Annotated in this window: 30 protein-coding genes; all 30 read left to right on the top strand. The window is 62.6% G+C overall.

The annotated features are described in order from the left end of the window. The first annotated feature begins 73 nt into the window (after positions 1 to 73). Positions 74 to 391: a 30S ribosomal protein S10 gene (rpsJ, locus tag OXH56_15740; protein ID MCY3556761.1), complete on the top strand. Its 318-nt coding sequence runs from the start codon at positions 74 to 76 to the stop codon at positions 389 to 391. A 12-nt stretch (positions 392 to 403) separates the two neighbouring features. Next, entirely contained in the window at positions 404 to 1,027 is a 624-nt protein-coding gene (gene rplC / locus OXH56_15735; protein MCY3556760.1) for a 50S ribosomal protein L3, read from the top strand. A 38-nt stretch (positions 1,028 to 1,065) separates the two neighbouring features. After that, positions 1,066 to 1,698, top strand: a complete 633-nt coding sequence (rplD, locus tag OXH56_15730) for a 50S ribosomal protein L4 (protein ID MCY3556759.1) — start codon at positions 1,066 to 1,068, stop codon at positions 1,696 to 1,698. Then, positions 1,695 to 1,988: a 50S ribosomal protein L23 gene (rplW, locus tag OXH56_15725; protein ID MCY3556758.1), complete on the top strand. Its 294-nt coding sequence runs from the start codon at positions 1,695 to 1,697 to the stop codon at positions 1,986 to 1,988. Before rplD ends, rplW begins: the two co-directional genes overlap by 4 nt. 23 nt (positions 1,989 to 2,011) lie before the next feature. Continuing rightward, complete coding sequence (gene rplB / locus OXH56_15720; GenBank protein MCY3556757.1) at positions 2,012 to 2,836, top strand: 50S ribosomal protein L2; 825 nt, start codon at positions 2,012 to 2,014, stop codon at positions 2,834 to 2,836. Positions 2,837 to 2,862: 26 nt separating this feature from the next. After that, positions 2,863 to 3,150, top strand: a complete 288-nt coding sequence (rpsS, locus tag OXH56_15715) for a 30S ribosomal protein S19 (GenBank protein MCY3556756.1) — start codon at positions 2,863 to 2,865, stop codon at positions 3,148 to 3,150. A gap of 31 nt (positions 3,151 to 3,181) precedes the next feature. Beyond that, positions 3,182 to 3,520, top strand: coding sequence for a 50S ribosomal protein L22 (gene rplV, locus OXH56_15710; GenBank protein ID MCY3556755.1), 339 nt, complete (start codon positions 3,182 to 3,184; stop codon positions 3,518 to 3,520). Between the two features lie 78 nt (positions 3,521 to 3,598). Continuing rightward, a complete protein-coding gene (gene rpsC, locus OXH56_15705; GenBank protein ID MCY3556754.1) occupies positions 3,599 to 4,264 on the top strand; it encodes a 30S ribosomal protein S3 in 666 nt (221 codons plus the stop codon). Positions 4,265 to 4,370: 106 nt separating this feature from the next. Next, positions 4,371 to 4,787: a 50S ribosomal protein L16 gene (gene rplP, locus OXH56_15700; GenBank protein MCY3556753.1), complete on the top strand. Its 417-nt coding sequence runs from the start codon at positions 4,371 to 4,373 to the stop codon at positions 4,785 to 4,787. 27 nt (positions 4,788 to 4,814) lie between these two features. Continuing rightward, complete coding sequence (gene rpmC / locus OXH56_15695) at positions 4,815 to 5,075, top strand: 50S ribosomal protein L29 (protein ID MCY3556752.1); 261 nt, start codon at positions 4,815 to 4,817, stop codon at positions 5,073 to 5,075. After that, a complete protein-coding gene (gene rpsQ, locus OXH56_15690; protein ID MCY3556751.1) occupies positions 5,072 to 5,335 on the top strand; it encodes a 30S ribosomal protein S17 in 264 nt (87 codons plus the stop codon). Before rpmC ends, rpsQ begins: the two co-directional genes overlap by 4 nt. Positions 5,336 to 5,391: 56 nt before the next feature. After that, entirely contained in the window at positions 5,392 to 5,760 is a 369-nt protein-coding gene (gene rplN / locus OXH56_15685; protein MCY3556750.1) for a 50S ribosomal protein L14, read from the top strand. Between the two features lie 108 nt (positions 5,761 to 5,868). Continuing rightward, positions 5,869 to 6,093, top strand: coding sequence for a 50S ribosomal protein L24 (locus OXH56_15680; GenBank protein MCY3556749.1), 225 nt, complete (start codon positions 5,869 to 5,871; stop codon positions 6,091 to 6,093). Between the two features lie 13 nt (positions 6,094 to 6,106). Then, entirely contained in the window at positions 6,107 to 6,655 is a 549-nt protein-coding gene (gene rplE / locus OXH56_15675) for a 50S ribosomal protein L5 (GenBank protein ID MCY3556748.1), read from the top strand. A 123-nt stretch (positions 6,656 to 6,778) separates the two neighbouring features. Beyond that, on the top strand, positions 6,779 to 6,964 hold the full coding sequence (locus OXH56_15670) for a type Z 30S ribosomal protein S14 (GenBank protein ID MCY3556747.1): 186 nt from the start codon (positions 6,779 to 6,781) through the stop codon (positions 6,962 to 6,964). Positions 6,965 to 6,999: 35 nt separating this feature from the next. Next, a complete protein-coding gene (gene rpsH / locus OXH56_15665) occupies positions 7,000 to 7,398 on the top strand; it encodes a 30S ribosomal protein S8 (GenBank protein ID MCY3556746.1) in 399 nt (132 codons plus the stop codon). Positions 7,399 to 7,422: 24 nt separating this feature from the next. Further along, a complete protein-coding gene (gene rplF, locus OXH56_15660) occupies positions 7,423 to 7,962 on the top strand; it encodes a 50S ribosomal protein L6 (protein ID MCY3556745.1) in 540 nt (179 codons plus the stop codon). 22 nt (positions 7,963 to 7,984) lie between these two features. Continuing rightward, the gene (gene rplR, locus OXH56_15655) at positions 7,985 to 8,359 is read left to right on the top strand and encodes a 50S ribosomal protein L18 (GenBank protein MCY3556744.1); all 375 of its coding nucleotides are present in this window, start codon (positions 7,985 to 7,987) and stop codon (positions 8,357 to 8,359) included. A gap of 69 nt (positions 8,360 to 8,428) precedes the next feature. Next, entirely contained in the window at positions 8,429 to 8,932 is a 504-nt protein-coding gene (rpsE, locus tag OXH56_15650) for a 30S ribosomal protein S5 (GenBank protein MCY3556743.1), read from the top strand. 3 nt (positions 8,933 to 8,935) lie between these two features. Beyond that, a complete protein-coding gene (gene rpmD, locus OXH56_15645; protein ID MCY3556742.1) occupies positions 8,936 to 9,133 on the top strand; it encodes a 50S ribosomal protein L30 in 198 nt (65 codons plus the stop codon). A gap of 35 nt (positions 9,134 to 9,168) precedes the next feature. Further along, positions 9,169 to 9,615, top strand: a complete 447-nt coding sequence (gene rplO, locus OXH56_15640) for a 50S ribosomal protein L15 (protein ID MCY3556741.1) — start codon at positions 9,169 to 9,171, stop codon at positions 9,613 to 9,615. Continuing rightward, the gene (secY, locus tag OXH56_15635) at positions 9,612 to 10,937 is read left to right on the top strand and encodes a preprotein translocase subunit SecY (GenBank protein ID MCY3556740.1); all 1,326 of its coding nucleotides are present in this window, start codon (positions 9,612 to 9,614) and stop codon (positions 10,935 to 10,937) included. Before rplO ends, secY begins: the two co-directional genes overlap by 4 nt. 111 nt (positions 10,938 to 11,048) lie before the next feature. Further along, positions 11,049 to 11,606, top strand: coding sequence for an adenylate kinase (locus OXH56_15630; protein ID MCY3556739.1), 558 nt, complete (start codon positions 11,049 to 11,051; stop codon positions 11,604 to 11,606). Positions 11,607 to 11,675: 69 nt separating this feature from the next. Then, entirely contained in the window at positions 11,676 to 11,894 is a 219-nt protein-coding gene (infA, locus tag OXH56_15625; GenBank protein MCY3556738.1) for a translation initiation factor IF-1, read from the top strand. A gap of 101 nt (positions 11,895 to 11,995) precedes the next feature. Next, on the top strand, positions 11,996 to 12,109 hold the full coding sequence (rpmJ, locus tag OXH56_15620) for a 50S ribosomal protein L36 (GenBank protein ID MCY3556737.1): 114 nt from the start codon (positions 11,996 to 11,998) through the stop codon (positions 12,107 to 12,109). A gap of 27 nt (positions 12,110 to 12,136) precedes the next feature. Further along, positions 12,137 to 12,511 carry a 30S ribosomal protein S13 gene (rpsM, locus tag OXH56_15615; protein MCY3556736.1) on the top strand — a complete coding sequence of 125 codons (375 nt, stop codon included), beginning with the start codon at positions 12,137 to 12,139 and terminating at the stop codon, positions 12,509 to 12,511. A 31-nt stretch (positions 12,512 to 12,542) separates the two neighbouring features. Beyond that, complete coding sequence (gene rpsK, locus OXH56_15610) at positions 12,543 to 12,938, top strand: 30S ribosomal protein S11 (protein ID MCY3556735.1); 396 nt, start codon at positions 12,543 to 12,545, stop codon at positions 12,936 to 12,938. A gap of 82 nt (positions 12,939 to 13,020) precedes the next feature. Continuing rightward, entirely contained in the window at positions 13,021 to 13,650 is a 630-nt protein-coding gene (gene rpsD, locus OXH56_15605; GenBank protein MCY3556734.1) for a 30S ribosomal protein S4, read from the top strand. 60 nt (positions 13,651 to 13,710) lie between these two features. After that, positions 13,711 to 14,700 carry a DNA-directed RNA polymerase subunit alpha gene (locus OXH56_15600; GenBank protein ID MCY3556733.1) on the top strand — a complete coding sequence of 330 codons (990 nt, stop codon included), beginning with the start codon at positions 13,711 to 13,713 and terminating at the stop codon, positions 14,698 to 14,700. Positions 14,701 to 14,752: 52 nt separating this feature from the next. Next, a partial coding sequence (locus OXH56_15595; GenBank protein MCY3556732.1) for a 50S ribosomal protein L17 occupies positions 14,753 to 14,956 on the top strand: 204 nt, incomplete at its 3' end.

The raw sequence follows: 14,956 nt of genomic DNA, 5'->3' as shown, positions 1-14,956 counted from the left end.
GGGAAGGCGGCAGGACCGTCGGCGCGGGCGTCGTCACCGAAGTCATCGAGTAGCAAGGGAGAAGGAGGCCGTCATGGCCAACCAGGCGGACCAGAAGATCAGGATCAGGCTGAAGGCCTGCGACCACGCCATGCTGGACAAGTCGGCCCGGGAGATCACCCAGGCGGCGCAGCGGGCCGGCGCGCGGGTCATGGGACCCATACCGCTGCCGACGAAACGGACCGTGTATACCGTCCTGCGTTCTCCCTTTATCGACAAGAAGTCGCGGGAACAGTTCGAAACGCGCGTGCACAAGCGCCTGATCGATATCTATGACACGTCGCAGCAGACGGTGGACGCGCTCCTGAAGCTGGACCTGCCCGCCGGCGTGGACGTGGAAATCAGGGTGTAGGAGTCTAAGGAGATGCACGGACTGATCGGCAGGAAAATCGGAATGAGCCAGGTCTTTGCCGAGAACGGCGACGCAGTGCCGGTCACGGTAATCGAGGCGGGTCCCTGTTACGTCACCCAGGTGAAGACGCTGGAACGCGACGGCTACGAGGCGGCGCAGATCGGATTCGAAGCAAAGAAGGAAAAGCAGACGACCCGGCCGCTGCAGGGCCACTTCAAGAAGGCGAAGGTCGATCCGCAGCGCATCGTCCGGGAGGTCGCGGTGGAGGATATCGAGGCCTGCGAACCCGGCCAGGTCGTCGGCGCGGACATTTTCGAGACCGGCGAACTCGTGGACGTGACGGGTTACTTCAAGGGCCGGGGGTTCCAGGGCGTCGTCAAGCGGCACGGTTTCCGGGGCGGCGACAAGACCCGCGGACAGAGCGACCGCTGGCGCCATCCCGGTTCGATCGGGCAGAGCGCGACGCCGTCCAAGGTCTTCAAGGGCACCCGCATGGGCGGGCGGATGGGCAACAAGCGCGTGACCGTCAGGAACCTGCAGGTGGTCGGCGTGGACGCCGAGAAGAACATCCTCCTGGTGAAGGGCGCGGTGCCGGGACACCGGAACGGATACGTACTGATCAACCGGGCCGGGTAGGTAGACGGCCGGGACCGGAAGGCACGTTGGGAGAAATCATGCCGGTAGTAGCGAAGTTGTTCAACAGCGACGGGACGGAACAGGGCCAGATCGATCTCGAAGAATCGGTCTTCGGCATATCCGCCAATGCGCACGCCATGTACGAAGCGGAGAAGATGTACCGTGCCAACCAGCGGCAGGGCACGGCCAGCGCGCAGACCCGTTCTGAAGTGTCCTACACCGGGAAGAAGATGTTCAGGCAGAAGGGCCTGGGCCGCGCGCGCATGGGCTCGCGACGGTCCCCGGTCCGCATCGGGGGCGGCAGGGCTCACGGGCCGAAGCCCCGCAGCTACCGGTACGAGATACCGAAGAAAGTGCGGCGCCTCGCGCTTAAGTCCGTGCTTTCGACCCGCGCGCAGAGCGGTTCCGTGCTCGTGATCGAGTCGCTCGAGTTCGATGCGCCGAAGACGCGGCAGATGGTTTCCGTGCTGTCCAACATGAACGTGCGCGACAGGAAGTGCCTGGTGCTCATGGACCGAAGCGACGACGCCGTGTACAAGTCCTGCCGCAACATCGTCGACGTGGACATCAACGTGGCCACGGACACCCACGTGCATGAGATCCTGCGCAGCGACTGCCTCATTTTCACCCGCGAGGGGCTGAAGCAGGTGGAGGAGGCGTTGAAATCATGACGAAGGACCCACGGGCCATCGTGTCCCGCCCCCTGGTGACGGAGAAGAACCACGTGCTCCAGGAAGAGCAGAACAAGTACGTTTTCGAAGTGGCCAGGGACGTGAACAAGCTGGAAATCAAGCGGGCCATCGAAGAGATCTTCGACGTGCAGGTCGAGTCGGTGCGTACGCTCCGCATGAAGGGCAAGGTAAAGCGTCTCGGACGTTTCGAGGGACGCCGGCCCGACTGGAAGAAGGCCATCGTGAAACTCGCCGACGGCGATATCATCGACCTGTACACGGGATCCTGATCGCCCGAAGAGGACTACAAGTTATGGCAGTACGCACATTCAGACCCAAGACCCCCGGCCAGCGGTTCAAGACCGTGTCCTCCTTCAAGGAAATCACGAAGGAAACGCCGGAGTCCACCCTGGTCCGTCCCCTGAAGAAATCGGGCGGGCGGAACAACCTGGGACGGACGACGGCCCGCCACCGCGGCGGCGGCCACAAGCGGCGCTACCGCGTCATCGATTTCAGGCGCGACAAGACCGGCGTCCCGGCCAGGGTCCATGCCATCGAGTACGATCCGAACCGTTCGGCGCGGATCGCGCTGCTGCACTACGCGGACGGCGAGAAGCGCTACATCCTCGCGCCGCTCGGCCTGTCGGTGGGCCACACGGTCATGTCCGGAAGCCAGGCGGAGATCCGGAGCGGCAACCATATGCCCCTGGACCACATCCCCCTGGGTACGATGCTGCATAACATCGAGCTCTCGCCCGGACGGGGCGGACAGCTCGTAAGGTCCGCGGGCGGGGCCGCCCAGTTGATGTCGCGGGACGGCGGCTTTGCCCAGTTGCGCCTGCCCTCCGGGGAAATCCGGCGGGTACCCGAAGCCTGTTCCGCCACGATCGGCCAGGTGGGCAACACGGACCACGAGAACATATCGCTCGGCAAGGCCGGGCGCGCCCGGTGGCTGGGGCGGCGCGGCTATTCCCGTGGCGTGGCGAAGAACCCGGTGGATCACCCCATGGGCGGTGGAGAGGGCAAGAGTTCGGGCGGCCGGCACCCCGTGTCTCCGTGGGGAAAGAAGACCAAGGGCCTGCGGACGCGCAAGAAGAACAAGAAATCGGATTCGCAGATCATCAAGCGGCGTAAATAGTCGAAGGTAGATCGCGGGAGGCGATGATGGGCCGTTCGGTCAAGAAAGGGCCGTACATTGACGACAGCGTCAAGAAGAAGATCGACGAACTGAACCGGACCGGCGAGAAGCGGGTGGTCCGCACCTGGTCCCGCGCGTGCACGATCACGCCGGACTTCGTCGGCCACACGCTGGCCATACACAACGGCAACAAGTTCATTCCGGTCTACATCTCGGAGAACATGGTGGGCCACAAGCTCGGTGAATTCGCGCCGACGCGCACCTACCGGGGACACAGCGGACGGGTCACGGAACGATCCACGCAGCTTAAGTAACCGGACGTGAGGAACAGGGGAGAGCAGATAGATGGAAGCCCGTGCAACAGCGCGGCAGGTACGCGGCTCCGCACGTAAGATACGCCAGGTGGCGGACATGATCCGCGGCCGGTCCGTGCAGGAAGCCCTGAACATTCTGCAGTTCGTGCCCAAGGCGTGCGCCCGGCCGCTCGAGAAGACCGTGCGTTCCGCGACGGCGAACGCCATGAACGTGGACGACGAACACACGCTGGATATCGAGGACCTGAAGATCAAGACCGTTTACGTCGACGGCGGTCCGGTCATGAAACGCATCCATTACGGCCCCCGCGGCAGCGCGTCCACGATCCGGAAGCGCACCAGCCATATCACCGTGGTGGTCGCCGACTAGCCTGGACCTGCCCGGACTGGATCGGCCCGGCGCGGACGGCCATCCACCCGGAAGGTTCCGGCGACAGGAGTTGACGAAGTGGGACAGAAAACACATCCGATAGGTTTCCGTCTTGGCGTGATCAAGACCTGGCAGTCCAACTGGTATTCCGACCGGAACATGGCGGATCTGCTCCAGGAAGACCTCATGATCCGCCGCTACGTCAAGAGCCGTCTCTCACGGGCCGGCATCGCCAAAGTCGAAATCGAGCGGGCGCCGCAGAAGGCCACCATTACCATACACACGGCCCGTCCCGGCATCGTGATCGGACGCAAGGGCGCCGAAGTGGACAAGCTCAGGGATGAACTCCAGCATTTGACCGGAAAAGAGATCTACATCAACATTCAGGAAATCCGCCGTCCGGAACTGGACGCCCAGTTGATCGGCGACAGCATCGCCCGGCAGATCGAACAGCGGATCAGTTTCCGCAGGGCCATGAAGAAATCCATCACCGCGGCCATGCGCATGGGCGCCGAGGGCATCAAGATCACCTGCGGCGGCCGGCTCGGCGGCGCGGAGATGGCCCGGTCCGAGTCTTTCAACGACGGACGCGTACCGCTTCACACGCTCCGGGCGGACATCGACTACGCACGGTCCACCGCCCACACCACCTACGGGTGCATCGGCATCAAGGTGTGGATCTGCAAGGGCGAGATCATCAAGGGTGAAGAAGGGGAAGCCGGGGCAGGACAGGCGACGCTATAGGACGGGTCGCCGGGCGGGTCCGCGACCGGACGGGCGGCTATACAGGACGGACTGGTTGCCCCCCGAGTTCCCGACCGGTTAAGGGACCATACGAGGAGATTTCGAGATGTTAATGCCGAAGCGACTGAAGTACCGCAAGAGACAGCGCGGCCGCATGACGGGCATCGCGACGCGCGGCGCCACGCTGGAATTCGGCGATTACGGTATTCAGGCGCTGGAACCGGGCTGGATCACCAACCGGCAGATCGAAGCGGCCCGTATCGCCATGGTCCATCACATGCGGCGCGGCGGCAAGGTGTGGATCCGGATCTTTCCGGACAAGGTCCTCACCGAAAAGCCCGCCGAAACGCGCATGGGAAAAGGCAAGGGCAGCCCCACCGGAAACTGGGTGGCCGTGGTGAAGCCCGGACGCATTCTATTCGAACTGCGGGGCGTGGCCTCCGATATGGCGCGGGAGTCCATTGCGCTGGCCCAGCAGAAGTTGTCGGTCAAGACCCGCCTGGTGGTCCGCGAAGACCTCTAGCGGGCCTGTGCTCGAGGAAGGGAAGGCATGAAACTGTACGAACTTCGTCAACTGTCCGAGACAGAGCTCCGCGACCGGGTGGCCGAATTGAGGGAAGAGATCTTCAACCTGAACTTTCAGAAGGCGACGCGGCAGATGGCGGATGCGAAACGCATTTCGTCGTCGCGCCGGGAAATCGCCCGGATTCTTACGCTCCTGCACGAGGATGAACTCCAGATTCGATCCATCCAGGCGGCGGGCGACGAGAACCGGGAAGACGGACAGGGTGATCCGGGAGAAGACGCATGAAGGAGCGGGGACACAGGAAGAACCGCGTGGGACGCGTGCTCAGCAACAAGATGGAAAAGACCATCACCATCGCCGTCGAACGGATGGTGAAACATCCTTTCTACGGCAGGTACGTGCGGCGCACCACCAAGCTGACGGTCCACGACGAGGAACAGACGTGCCGGATCGGCGACATCGTCCGGGTCACGGAGACGCGTCCGCTGAGCAAGAACAAGCGCTGGCGGCTGACGGAAGTCATCCAGCGCGCGGAACAGGTCTAGTCTTCCTAAAAGGCATGGCGCTGTAACGGGAAGACGGCGAACGGGAAAGAAACGAGATGATTCAAGAGTATACCTGGCTTAACGTCGCGGACAATACGGGCGCCCGGCAGGTCCGCTGCATCAAGGTCCTGGGCGGTACCGGCCGCCGGTACGCCAGCGTGGGCGACCGGTTCGTGGGATCGGTGAAGGAAGCCGCTCCCGGCGGTTCGGTGAAGAAGGGCGAGGTGGTCAAGGCCGTGGTCGTGCGGGTCCGCAAGGAAGTGCGGCGCCGCGACGGGACCTACATCCGGTTCGACGAGAACGCGGCCGTGCTGATCGACGACCAGGGCGAGCCGAGGGGTACGCGCATATTCGGCCCCGTCGCCCGGGAACTGCGCGAGCGTGAATACACCCGCATCGTTTCGCTCGCACCCGAGGTCCTCTAGGGTCCGGATACCCGGCGAAGGGATACCCGGCGAAGGGATACCCGGCGAAGGGAAGGCCGGTGAAAGGCCGGCCGGCGAGTGAAGGGCCGGCGGGAAGGAGTTGATGGGATGCATGTCAAGAAGGGCGATACCGTCGTAGTGCTCACCGGCGATGCCCGCGGCGAGACCGGACGGGTGCTGAAGGTGTTGCCGGAAAAGAACAAGGTCATCGTGGAGGGGCTGAACTTCGTAACGCGCCACACGCGGCCCACCCAGACCAATCCGCAGGGCGGCCGGCTCGAAAAAGAGGCCCCCATGCACGCATCCAACGTGAAAGTGATCGCCGAGGGATAACGGGTATACGAACATGGCAAGATTGAAGGAACATTACAACAGCGAGATCAGGCCCGCGCTCCTGCAGCACTTCGGCTACGGCAACACCATGCAGGTGCCGCGGATCGAGAAAGTGGTCCTGAACATGGGCGTGGGCGAGGGATCGCAGAACGTCAGCCTGCTGGACAGCGCGGTTTCGGAACTGACGGCGATTACCGGGCAGAAGGCCGTGGTAACCCGGGCGAGGAAGTCCATTTCGAATTTCAAGATACGGGAAGGCATGCCCGTCGGCTGCCGGGTGACCCTCCGGGGCGCCCGCATGTACGAGTTTCTCGATCGCCTGATCAACGTGGCGATCCCCCGTATCCGCGACTTCCGCGGCGTGTCGACGAGGTCGTTCGACGGCCGGGGTAACTATACCCTCGGTTTGACCGAGCAGACGATCTTTCCCGAAATCGACTACGACCAGGTCGACCTGTTCCGGGGCATGGACATCACGATCGTAACTTCGGCGGAAACCGACGAAGAGAGTGCGGAGCTGCTCAGGCATCTCGGCATGCCCTTCAGGGATCAGCCGGTGTAGGGTCCGGCTAGCAGGATAGTCCGGTGGACCGGATGGGCCGGTGGACCGGGCGGACCAGGTGGACCGCGTGTTGCGGACCGCCGGTTTGGAGCCGGAAATTTCGAAAGACCGAGAGGGGGACGAGTGGCCAAGAAGTCATTGATCGCAAAGGCGAATAGAAAGCCGAAATACAAGGTGCGCGCGTACCACCGCTGCAGGCAGTGCGGACGCTCCCGCGCCTACATGCGCCGCTTCGGCATCTGTCGCATCTGTTTCCGGACGCTGGCCCTGCAGGGCGAGATTCCGGGTGTGACAAAGGCCAGTTGGTAGCAGCACGGGGCTGTTTCGAGAGGGAGAACCGCAAGATGTCAATGACGGATCCGATCGCGGATATGCTGACCCGGATACGCAACGCGTGCCAGGCGAAGCACCAGCGGGTCGAAGTGCCGGCCTCGAAGGTCAAGTCGGAAATCGCCCGTATCCTGCTGAACCACAAGTTCATCAGCCACTATACCCAGGTGGAAGACGGGAAACAGGGCATTATCCGGATCTACCTCAGGTACGGACCGGTGGGCGAATCGATCATTTCCACGCTCAAGCGCATCAGCAAGCCCGGCCGGCGGGTGTACGTGAAGGCGGACGGCCTGCCCCGGGTCTTGAACGGCCTCGGCGTGGCCATTCTGAGCACGCCCAAAGGCATCGTCACGGACCGCGAAGCGCGCCAGTTGAACACGGGCGGCGAAGTGTTGTGCTACATCTGGTAGCCAGGAACACCGGAAGGAGTCGGGGTGTCACGAATAGGTAAACTGCCGATAGCGATCCCGGACGGGGTGAAGATTTCGATAGACGGCCGGACCGTAAAGGTGAAGGGCCCGAAGGGCGAGCTTTCCCACCGGATCCCCACGCAGATCAGCGCCGTACTGGAAGACGGACACCTGGTGGTAGCGCGTGCGAACGAATCCAGGCAGTCGCGCGCCTTGCACGGGCTGAACCGTTCACTGATCGCCAACATGGTGGAAGGCGTCGTCAGCGGGTACGACCGGACGCTCGAGATCGTCGGCGTGGGCTACCGGGCGGAGCTCAAGGGCAGCAACCTGACGCTCAGCCTGGGGTATTCCCACCCCGTGATCTTCCAGGCGCCGCCGGACGTGGACCTCGAGGTGACCGATGGCAACCGGATAACGGTCCGGGGCATCGACAAGCAGCTCGTAGGCCAGGTGGCCGCGGTGATCCGATCGTTCAAGAAGCCGGAACCCTACAAGGGCAAGGGCATACGCTACGACGACGAACAGGTACGCAGGAAGGCCGGCAAGACCGGAGCGGCCTGACGGGAGGACGGGTAAAAGGACCATGTCCAGGAAAACGCAACAGAGAGCCAGGATGCGGAAGGTACGCCATCGCCGGGTAAGGAAGTCCATCCGGGGCGATGCGGCCCGGCCGCGCCTGAATGTCTTCAGGAGTCTCAAGCACATCTACGCCCAGGTCATCGACGATACGGCGGGCGCCACGCTGCTGTCGCTATCCACCAACACGCCCGAGATCAGGTCGCAACTGGAGGCGGGCATGGACCGGAAGGCGCAAAGCAGGCTCGTGGGCCGGGTGCTGGGTGAGAAGATGAAGGCGCAGGGCGTGTCCAGCGTGACCTTCGACCGCGGCGGATACCAGTATCACGGCCGGGTGAAGGCCCTCGCGGAAGGCGTGCGCGAATGCGGACTGGAGTTTTAAGGGTTCGCATAGTCCGCGCCGCCAGGGCCGGAGCGTCCGGCGCAATATTACTGATGAAGGGAGCGTAAATTGCCGAGAATCAATCCCGATGAGTTCGATCTGTCGTCGGAACGCCTGGTTGATATCAACCGGGTTGCCAAAGTCGTCAAGGGCGGCCGCACGTTCAGCTTCAACGCGCTGATCGCCGTGGGCGACGGCAACGGCCACGTGGGCCTGGGCATGGGCAAGGCCCTGGAACTGTCCGAGGCGATCCGCAAGGCCACGGAAACAGCCCGCAAGCACCTGCACAGTGTGCCGGTGGTCAAAGGCACGATCCCCCACGACGTCATCGGGAGGTTCAGCGCGGCGGAAGTGATCCTGAAACCGGCCTCTCCCGGTACGGGGGTGATCGCCGGGGATGCGGCCCGCGCCGTGCTCGAGTCGGCGGGCATACACAATATCCTCACGAAATCGATCGGTTCCTCCAATCCCTACAACGTGGCCAAGGCGACCCTGCAGGGGCTTCTCGATCTGAAAGTGGCCTCCGAGATCGCCGACGCACGCGACGTGGATATCGAGGAACTGAAAGGGTAGACTATGGCGACGCGACTGCGCATTACACAGCGGAAGAGCGCCATCGGCAGGCACCGGCGGCAGAAGCGGACCCTGGAAGCGCTGGGCATACGGCGGTTGCATCACAGCGCCGTGCATGACGACACGCCCCAGATACAGGGCATGATCGCACGCGTCGGCCACCTGGTGGAAGTGGAAACCATCACGGCGGACGAGGAATAGCCGGCGGTTCTGGGAAAGAAAGGAAAACGGCTGTTATGAAAGTCGACAGTTTGAAACACGCCTCCGGCGCGGTGCGCAAGGTAAAACGTCTCGGCCGCGGTCCGGGCTCCGGCACGGGCAAGACCGCCGGCAGGGGGCACAAGGGCCAGCGTTCCAGGTCGGGCAAGAAGATCCATCCTTCGTTCGAGGGCGGGCAGATGCGCCTCGTACGGCGGCTGCCGAAGCGCGGGTTCACCAATCTGTTCCGCAAGACCTACCAGATCGTCAACCTACGCGATCTCGAGGGATGGGACGAGGAGACGGTCGTGAACGCCGAATCGCTGGCGGAAAGGCGCCTGGTCCGGAAATCGACGGACCCGGTCAAGATCCTCGGCGAAGGCGAGGTCGACCGGCCCGTGAAGGTGAGTGTCCACAAGGTCAGTGAGACAGCGCGGCAGAAAATCGAGGCGGCGGGCGGATCGGTCGAGGTGATCTCCGGATGATCGAGGCTTTCCAGAACGTATTCCGGATCCCGGAACTGCGGCGGCGCATCATCTTCACCCTCAGTCTGCTCGCGGTGTACCGGATCGGCGGCCAGATCCCGACGCCGGGCATCGACCACGAGGTGTTGAGCGCCTTCTTCAGCCAGATGGGCGGGACCATATTCGGGCTGTACAACATGTTCGTGGGCGGCGCGTTCGAGCGCGCGACCATCTTCGCCCTCGGCGTGATGCCCTATATCAGTTCGTCCATTATCCTGCAGCTGCTGGGGTCCATGTGGCCGTACCTGCAGAAACTCCAGAAGGAGGGACAGGAAGGACAGAAGAAGATCAATCAGTACACGCGCTACGGCACCGTCGTGCTGTCGCTGGTCCAGGCGCTCGGTATCAGCTACTGGCTTCAGGACATCCGCGACGAGGTGGGCCGTACCGCCGTCATCGATCCCGGGGCGGGTTTCATCTTCGTGACGGTCGTTACGATGACGACCGGCACCATATTCCTGATGTGGCTGGGCGAGCAGATCCAGGAACGGGGCATCGGGAACGGCATCTCGCTGATCATCTTCGTCGGCATCATCGCCCAGTTCCCCATCGCGGTCAAGAGCGAGTTCGACGCGGTGATGAACGGGCTGCGCAGCGGTCTCGTCGAGATCTTCATCGTGGCCGTGTGGGTCCTGATCATCGCCTCGGTGGTGCTGATCACACAGGGACAGCGCAGGATCACGGTCCAGTACCCGCGTCGCGTGGTCGGCCGCAAGGTGTACGGCGGGCAGAGCACGCACCTGCCGCTGCGCGTCAACGCCGCCGGCGTGATGCCCATCATCTTCGCCCAGTCGATCATGTTCGTGCCGGGCACGTTTTCGAGCTTCTTCCCGAACATGGCCGTGTTCCAGACCATGGTGGAGTGGTTTCAGCCCGGCGCCTTCATCTACAACGCGATGTACGGACTGTTGATCGTGTTCTTCACGTATTTCTATACATCTATCATATTCAACCCCGTGGACGTGGCGGACAACATGAAGCGCGTCGGCGGATTCATCCCGGGGATCCGGCCCGGAAAACGAACGGCGGACTATCTCGATCACATTCTGACACGCATTACGTTGCCCGGCTCGGTGTTTCTGGCGATCATCGCCATCGTGCCGTTTCTCATCATCCGAAGCATGAACGTCTCACTGAGCGCGTCTTCGTTCTTCGGCGGTACCGCCCTGCTGATCGTGGTGGGCGTCGCCCTGGACACGCTCCAGCAAATCGAGTCGCATCTCGTGTCCCGCCACTACGAGGGATTCATGAAACGGGGCCGCGTACGCGGCCGGGCGGGCTAGGCTTCGGAACCTTTGTGCCATGCGCCTTGCGGTCAGCCTGGTCAGCCTGGCCAGCCTGGTCAGCTTGGTCGACTTGGTCGGTCCGGCGTCCGGGCACCAGGTGAGCAGGTTATGCGACTGATACTACTCGGAGTGCCGGGGGCGGGAAAAGGCGAGCAGGCAACGAGGCTGTCGGGGAAATTCAGCATTCCGCACGTTTCAACAGGCGACCTGTTGCGACGGGAGATGGAGGAAGAAACCGAGGTCGGGCGCAGGATATCGGAGTTCGTGAACCGGGGCGAACTGGTTTCCGATGCCGTGACGCAGGCCATACTGGAAAACCGATTGCGTGAAGCCGATTGCGCGGACGGGTTCATCCTGGACGGCTTTCCGCGGAACCTGAACCAGGCCGACTTCCTGCAAGCGGCACTGGAGCGCATGAGCGCCCCCGTGGACGTGGTGCTCAACATCGAGGTGCCCGACGGTACGGTGATCGACCGCCTGGCCATGAGGAATCGGTTGGATGACGCGCCGGAGACCATACGACACCGGTTGAAAGTCTACCGGAAGGTTACGGCGCCGCTCGTCGATTACTACGACAGGGCGGGCATTCTGAAGCGGATTGACGGCGATGGTACGCCGGAGGAAGTAACGCAACGCATACTGACGTGCCTGGTCCGGAACGCGTAATCCGGGCCGGAAACCGACCATGGCCGCAGCAGCAGCAGGGCGCGGTCGAACGGTGAGAGGTTGAAACCCATGCCGAAAGAACCCCCGGTACAGGTGGAAGGTACGGTGGTGGAGCCTTTGCCCAATGCGTCGTTTCGCGTTGAACTGGAAAACGGCCACCGGGTCCTGGCCCATATATCCGGCAAAGTACGCATGAACTTCATAAAGATCCTGCCGGGCGACAAGGTCATGGTGGAACTGTCGCCTTACGATCTGACACGCGGACGGATTACCTATCGTTACAAGTAAGCCCGGGCAGGGTTGCATCCGGGGCTTGGCTGCATCCGGGGCATGGTAACGACGGGGAAACCGGCGCAAGCGGAAACGAACCGCAACACGAGGACCGGAAGATGAAAGTACGCGCTTCGGTAAAGAAAATCTGTGAACACTGCAAGGTCATCCGCCGCAGGGGCGTCGTGCGAGTGCTCTGTCGCAACCCGCGCCACAAGCAGCGGCAGGGATAGCAACGACCCGTTGCCAAGGAGGGCAAGGTGGCACGTATCGCCGGAATAGATCTGCCCCGCGACAAGCGCGTGGAGATCGGCATTACCTACATTTTCGGAATCGGACTGACAACCGCCCGCAAGGTGCTCGACGCGACCGGCATCGATCCGGAGACCCGCGTCCGGGACCTGACCGACCGGGAGATCACGAAGCTCCGCCAGAGCATCGAAAACGATTACCAGGTCGAGGGCGCGCTGCGCGGCGACATCACGTTCAACATAAGGCGACTGATGGACATCGGTTGTTACCGGGGCCTGCGCCACCGCCGCGGGCTGCCGGTGCGGGGACAGCGGACCCGTACGAATTCCCGAATACGCAAGGGACCGCGGCGCACCATCGGTGCGAAGCGCAAGAAGACTTAGCGAGTAACTTTTAAACCGTGGAGGTAGAAGGTTGGCTAATGCTAGACGAAGCCGCGCCCGGAGACGAGACCGGCACGTGGACTCCATAGGCGTGGCCCATATCAAGGCGACGTTCAACAATACGATCGTTACCCTCGCCGATCTGCAGGGACACACGATCAGCTGGTCGAGCGGCGGCAAGGGCGGTACGTTCCGCAACTCCCGGAAGAGTACGCCTTTCGCCGCGCAGATCGCCGCGGAAGCCGCGGCCAAGGAAGCCATCGAACTGGGATTGAAGCGCGTCGAGGTCTGGGTGAAGGGACCCGGCGCCGGCCGCGAATCGGCCATTCGGGCCCTGCAGGCAGCGGGCCTCGAGATTTCCGCTATCAAGGACGTAACACCTATTCCCCACAACGGATGCCGGCCTCCGAAAAGACGTCGCGTCTGATCGTGAATCAACGGGCGGACGCCGGGGCCGGAAGCGGCCCGACTGGCGCAGGCCGCCCGGCTCGAGCGTAATAGGAGAAAACATGTCTCGTTATACGGACGCCAACTGTCGAATCTGCCGACGGGAAGGCGTGAAGTTGTTCCTGAAAGGCGATCGGTGCTTTTCTGAGAAATGCGCGGTGGACCGCCGCGCTTTCCCGCCGGGCCAGCATGGTTCGGTCGGGCGCAGGAAGCCCACGGAATACGGGATTCGCCTGCGTGAGAAGCAGAAGACGCGCAAGACGTACGGAATCGGCGAAGGACAGTTCCGTTCGTACTTCGCGAAGGCGGCCCGGACAAAGGGCAACACGGGCGAACGCCTCCTGCAGCTGCTCGAAACCCGGCTGGACAACATCGTGTACCGCCTCGGTTTCGCGCCGTCGCGCAAAGCGGCGCGCCAGCTGGTCCGCCATCGCCATATCGTGGTGAACGACCGCATCGTCAATATCCCCTCGTACATCGTCCGTACGGGTGAGACCATACAGGTCAAGGAGAAGAGCCGCCAGCTCGACTGTATTCACGCTTCCTTGAGCGCCGCGAACCAGCGGCCCGCGGTAAACTGGCTGGACCTGGACAAGACCACGCTGGCCGGACGGTTGCTGGAAGACCCAATCCGGGAAAACATACCGACACCTGTACAGGAACAGCTGATCATCGAGTTGTATTCGAAGTAGGGCCGTCACACTGCCATCAATGTGTTCACTCGCAGCGCGCGACGAGGGGCAACATACGCTATGAAATTAAAGAATTTCCAGATGCCGAGAGGCGTCTTAGTCGAAGACGATACAGTAACCGATGGCTACACCAGGTTCGTGATCGAGCCGCTGGAGCGGGGATTCGGGACGACGATCGGTAATTCCATCCGGAGGGTCCTGCTTTCCTCCCTGCCCGGAGCGGCCGTGGTCGGCGTCCGGATCGACGGCGTCGCCCACGAGTTCTCCACCATGCCTGCCGTGGTAGAAGACGTGGCCGAGATCATCCTGAACCTCAAGGAACTGCGGCTCATCCTGCACAGCGAAGAGCCCAAGACGCTGATGCTCGAAGCGGAAGGCAAGGGCGACGTTACCGCCGAAGACATACAGACGGACGCCGACGTGGAGATCCTCAATCCGGATCTTCATATCGCGTCCCTGGACGAGGGCGGACAATTGCGCATGGAGATCCATGTCGACAGCGGCCGGGGCTACGTGATCGCCGAGCAGAACAAGATGCCGGACCAGCCCATCGGCGTGATCCCCATGGACGCCATGTTCTCCCCGGTAACGCGCGTGAACTTCCAGGTGGAGAACACGCGGATCGGCCAGCGTACGGACTACGACCGGCTCGTGCTGGAAATCTGGACCGACGCCAGCGTGGGCCCCCAGGACGCCCTGTCCACCGCGTCCCAGATCCTGCGGAACCACCTCCAGCTGTTCATCTCCATAGACGACCAGTTCATCTCCGAGCCTGAAGAGGAAGTGGACGAGAAGGCCGAAGAGATCAAAAAGCTGCTGCAGATGAACGTGGAGGAGCTGGAACTGTCCGTCCGCTCCAGCAATTGCCTGCGTGCGGCGGACATCAAGACGCTGGCGGACCTGGTGCAGAAGAGCGAGACCGAGATGCTGAAATACCGGAACTTCGGCCGCAAGTCGCTGACCGAGCTGAGCCAGATCCTCCAGGAGATGGAACTCGGATTCGGCATGGATATCGAAGAGTACGTCGAGGTCGAAGCGGAAACCACGTAATCGAATGACCTGCCCGCAGGTCATTGCGGCAATCTGGACAGGAGTATAAGGAATGCGACATCGAAAGCAGGGGCGCGGTCTCAGCCGCTCTCCCAGCCACCGCAAGGCGATGCTGAGCAACCTGGCCACATCGGTGCTGGACACGGAACGCGTACAGACCACCACGGCGAAGGCCAAGGAAGTGCGCCGCCTCGTGGAACGGCTCATCACCTTCGGGAAACGCAGAGACCTGCACGCCCGGCGGCAGGTGCTCCGG

It is taken from the genome of Gemmatimonadota bacterium, assembly GCA_026702745.1.
Taxonomy (GTDB): domain Bacteria; phylum JAAXHH01; class JAAXHH01; order JAAXHH01; family JAAXHH01; genus JAAXHH01.
Note: the sequence above shows the minus strand (reverse complement) of the source record. Positions and strands in the feature narration are given on the sequence as shown.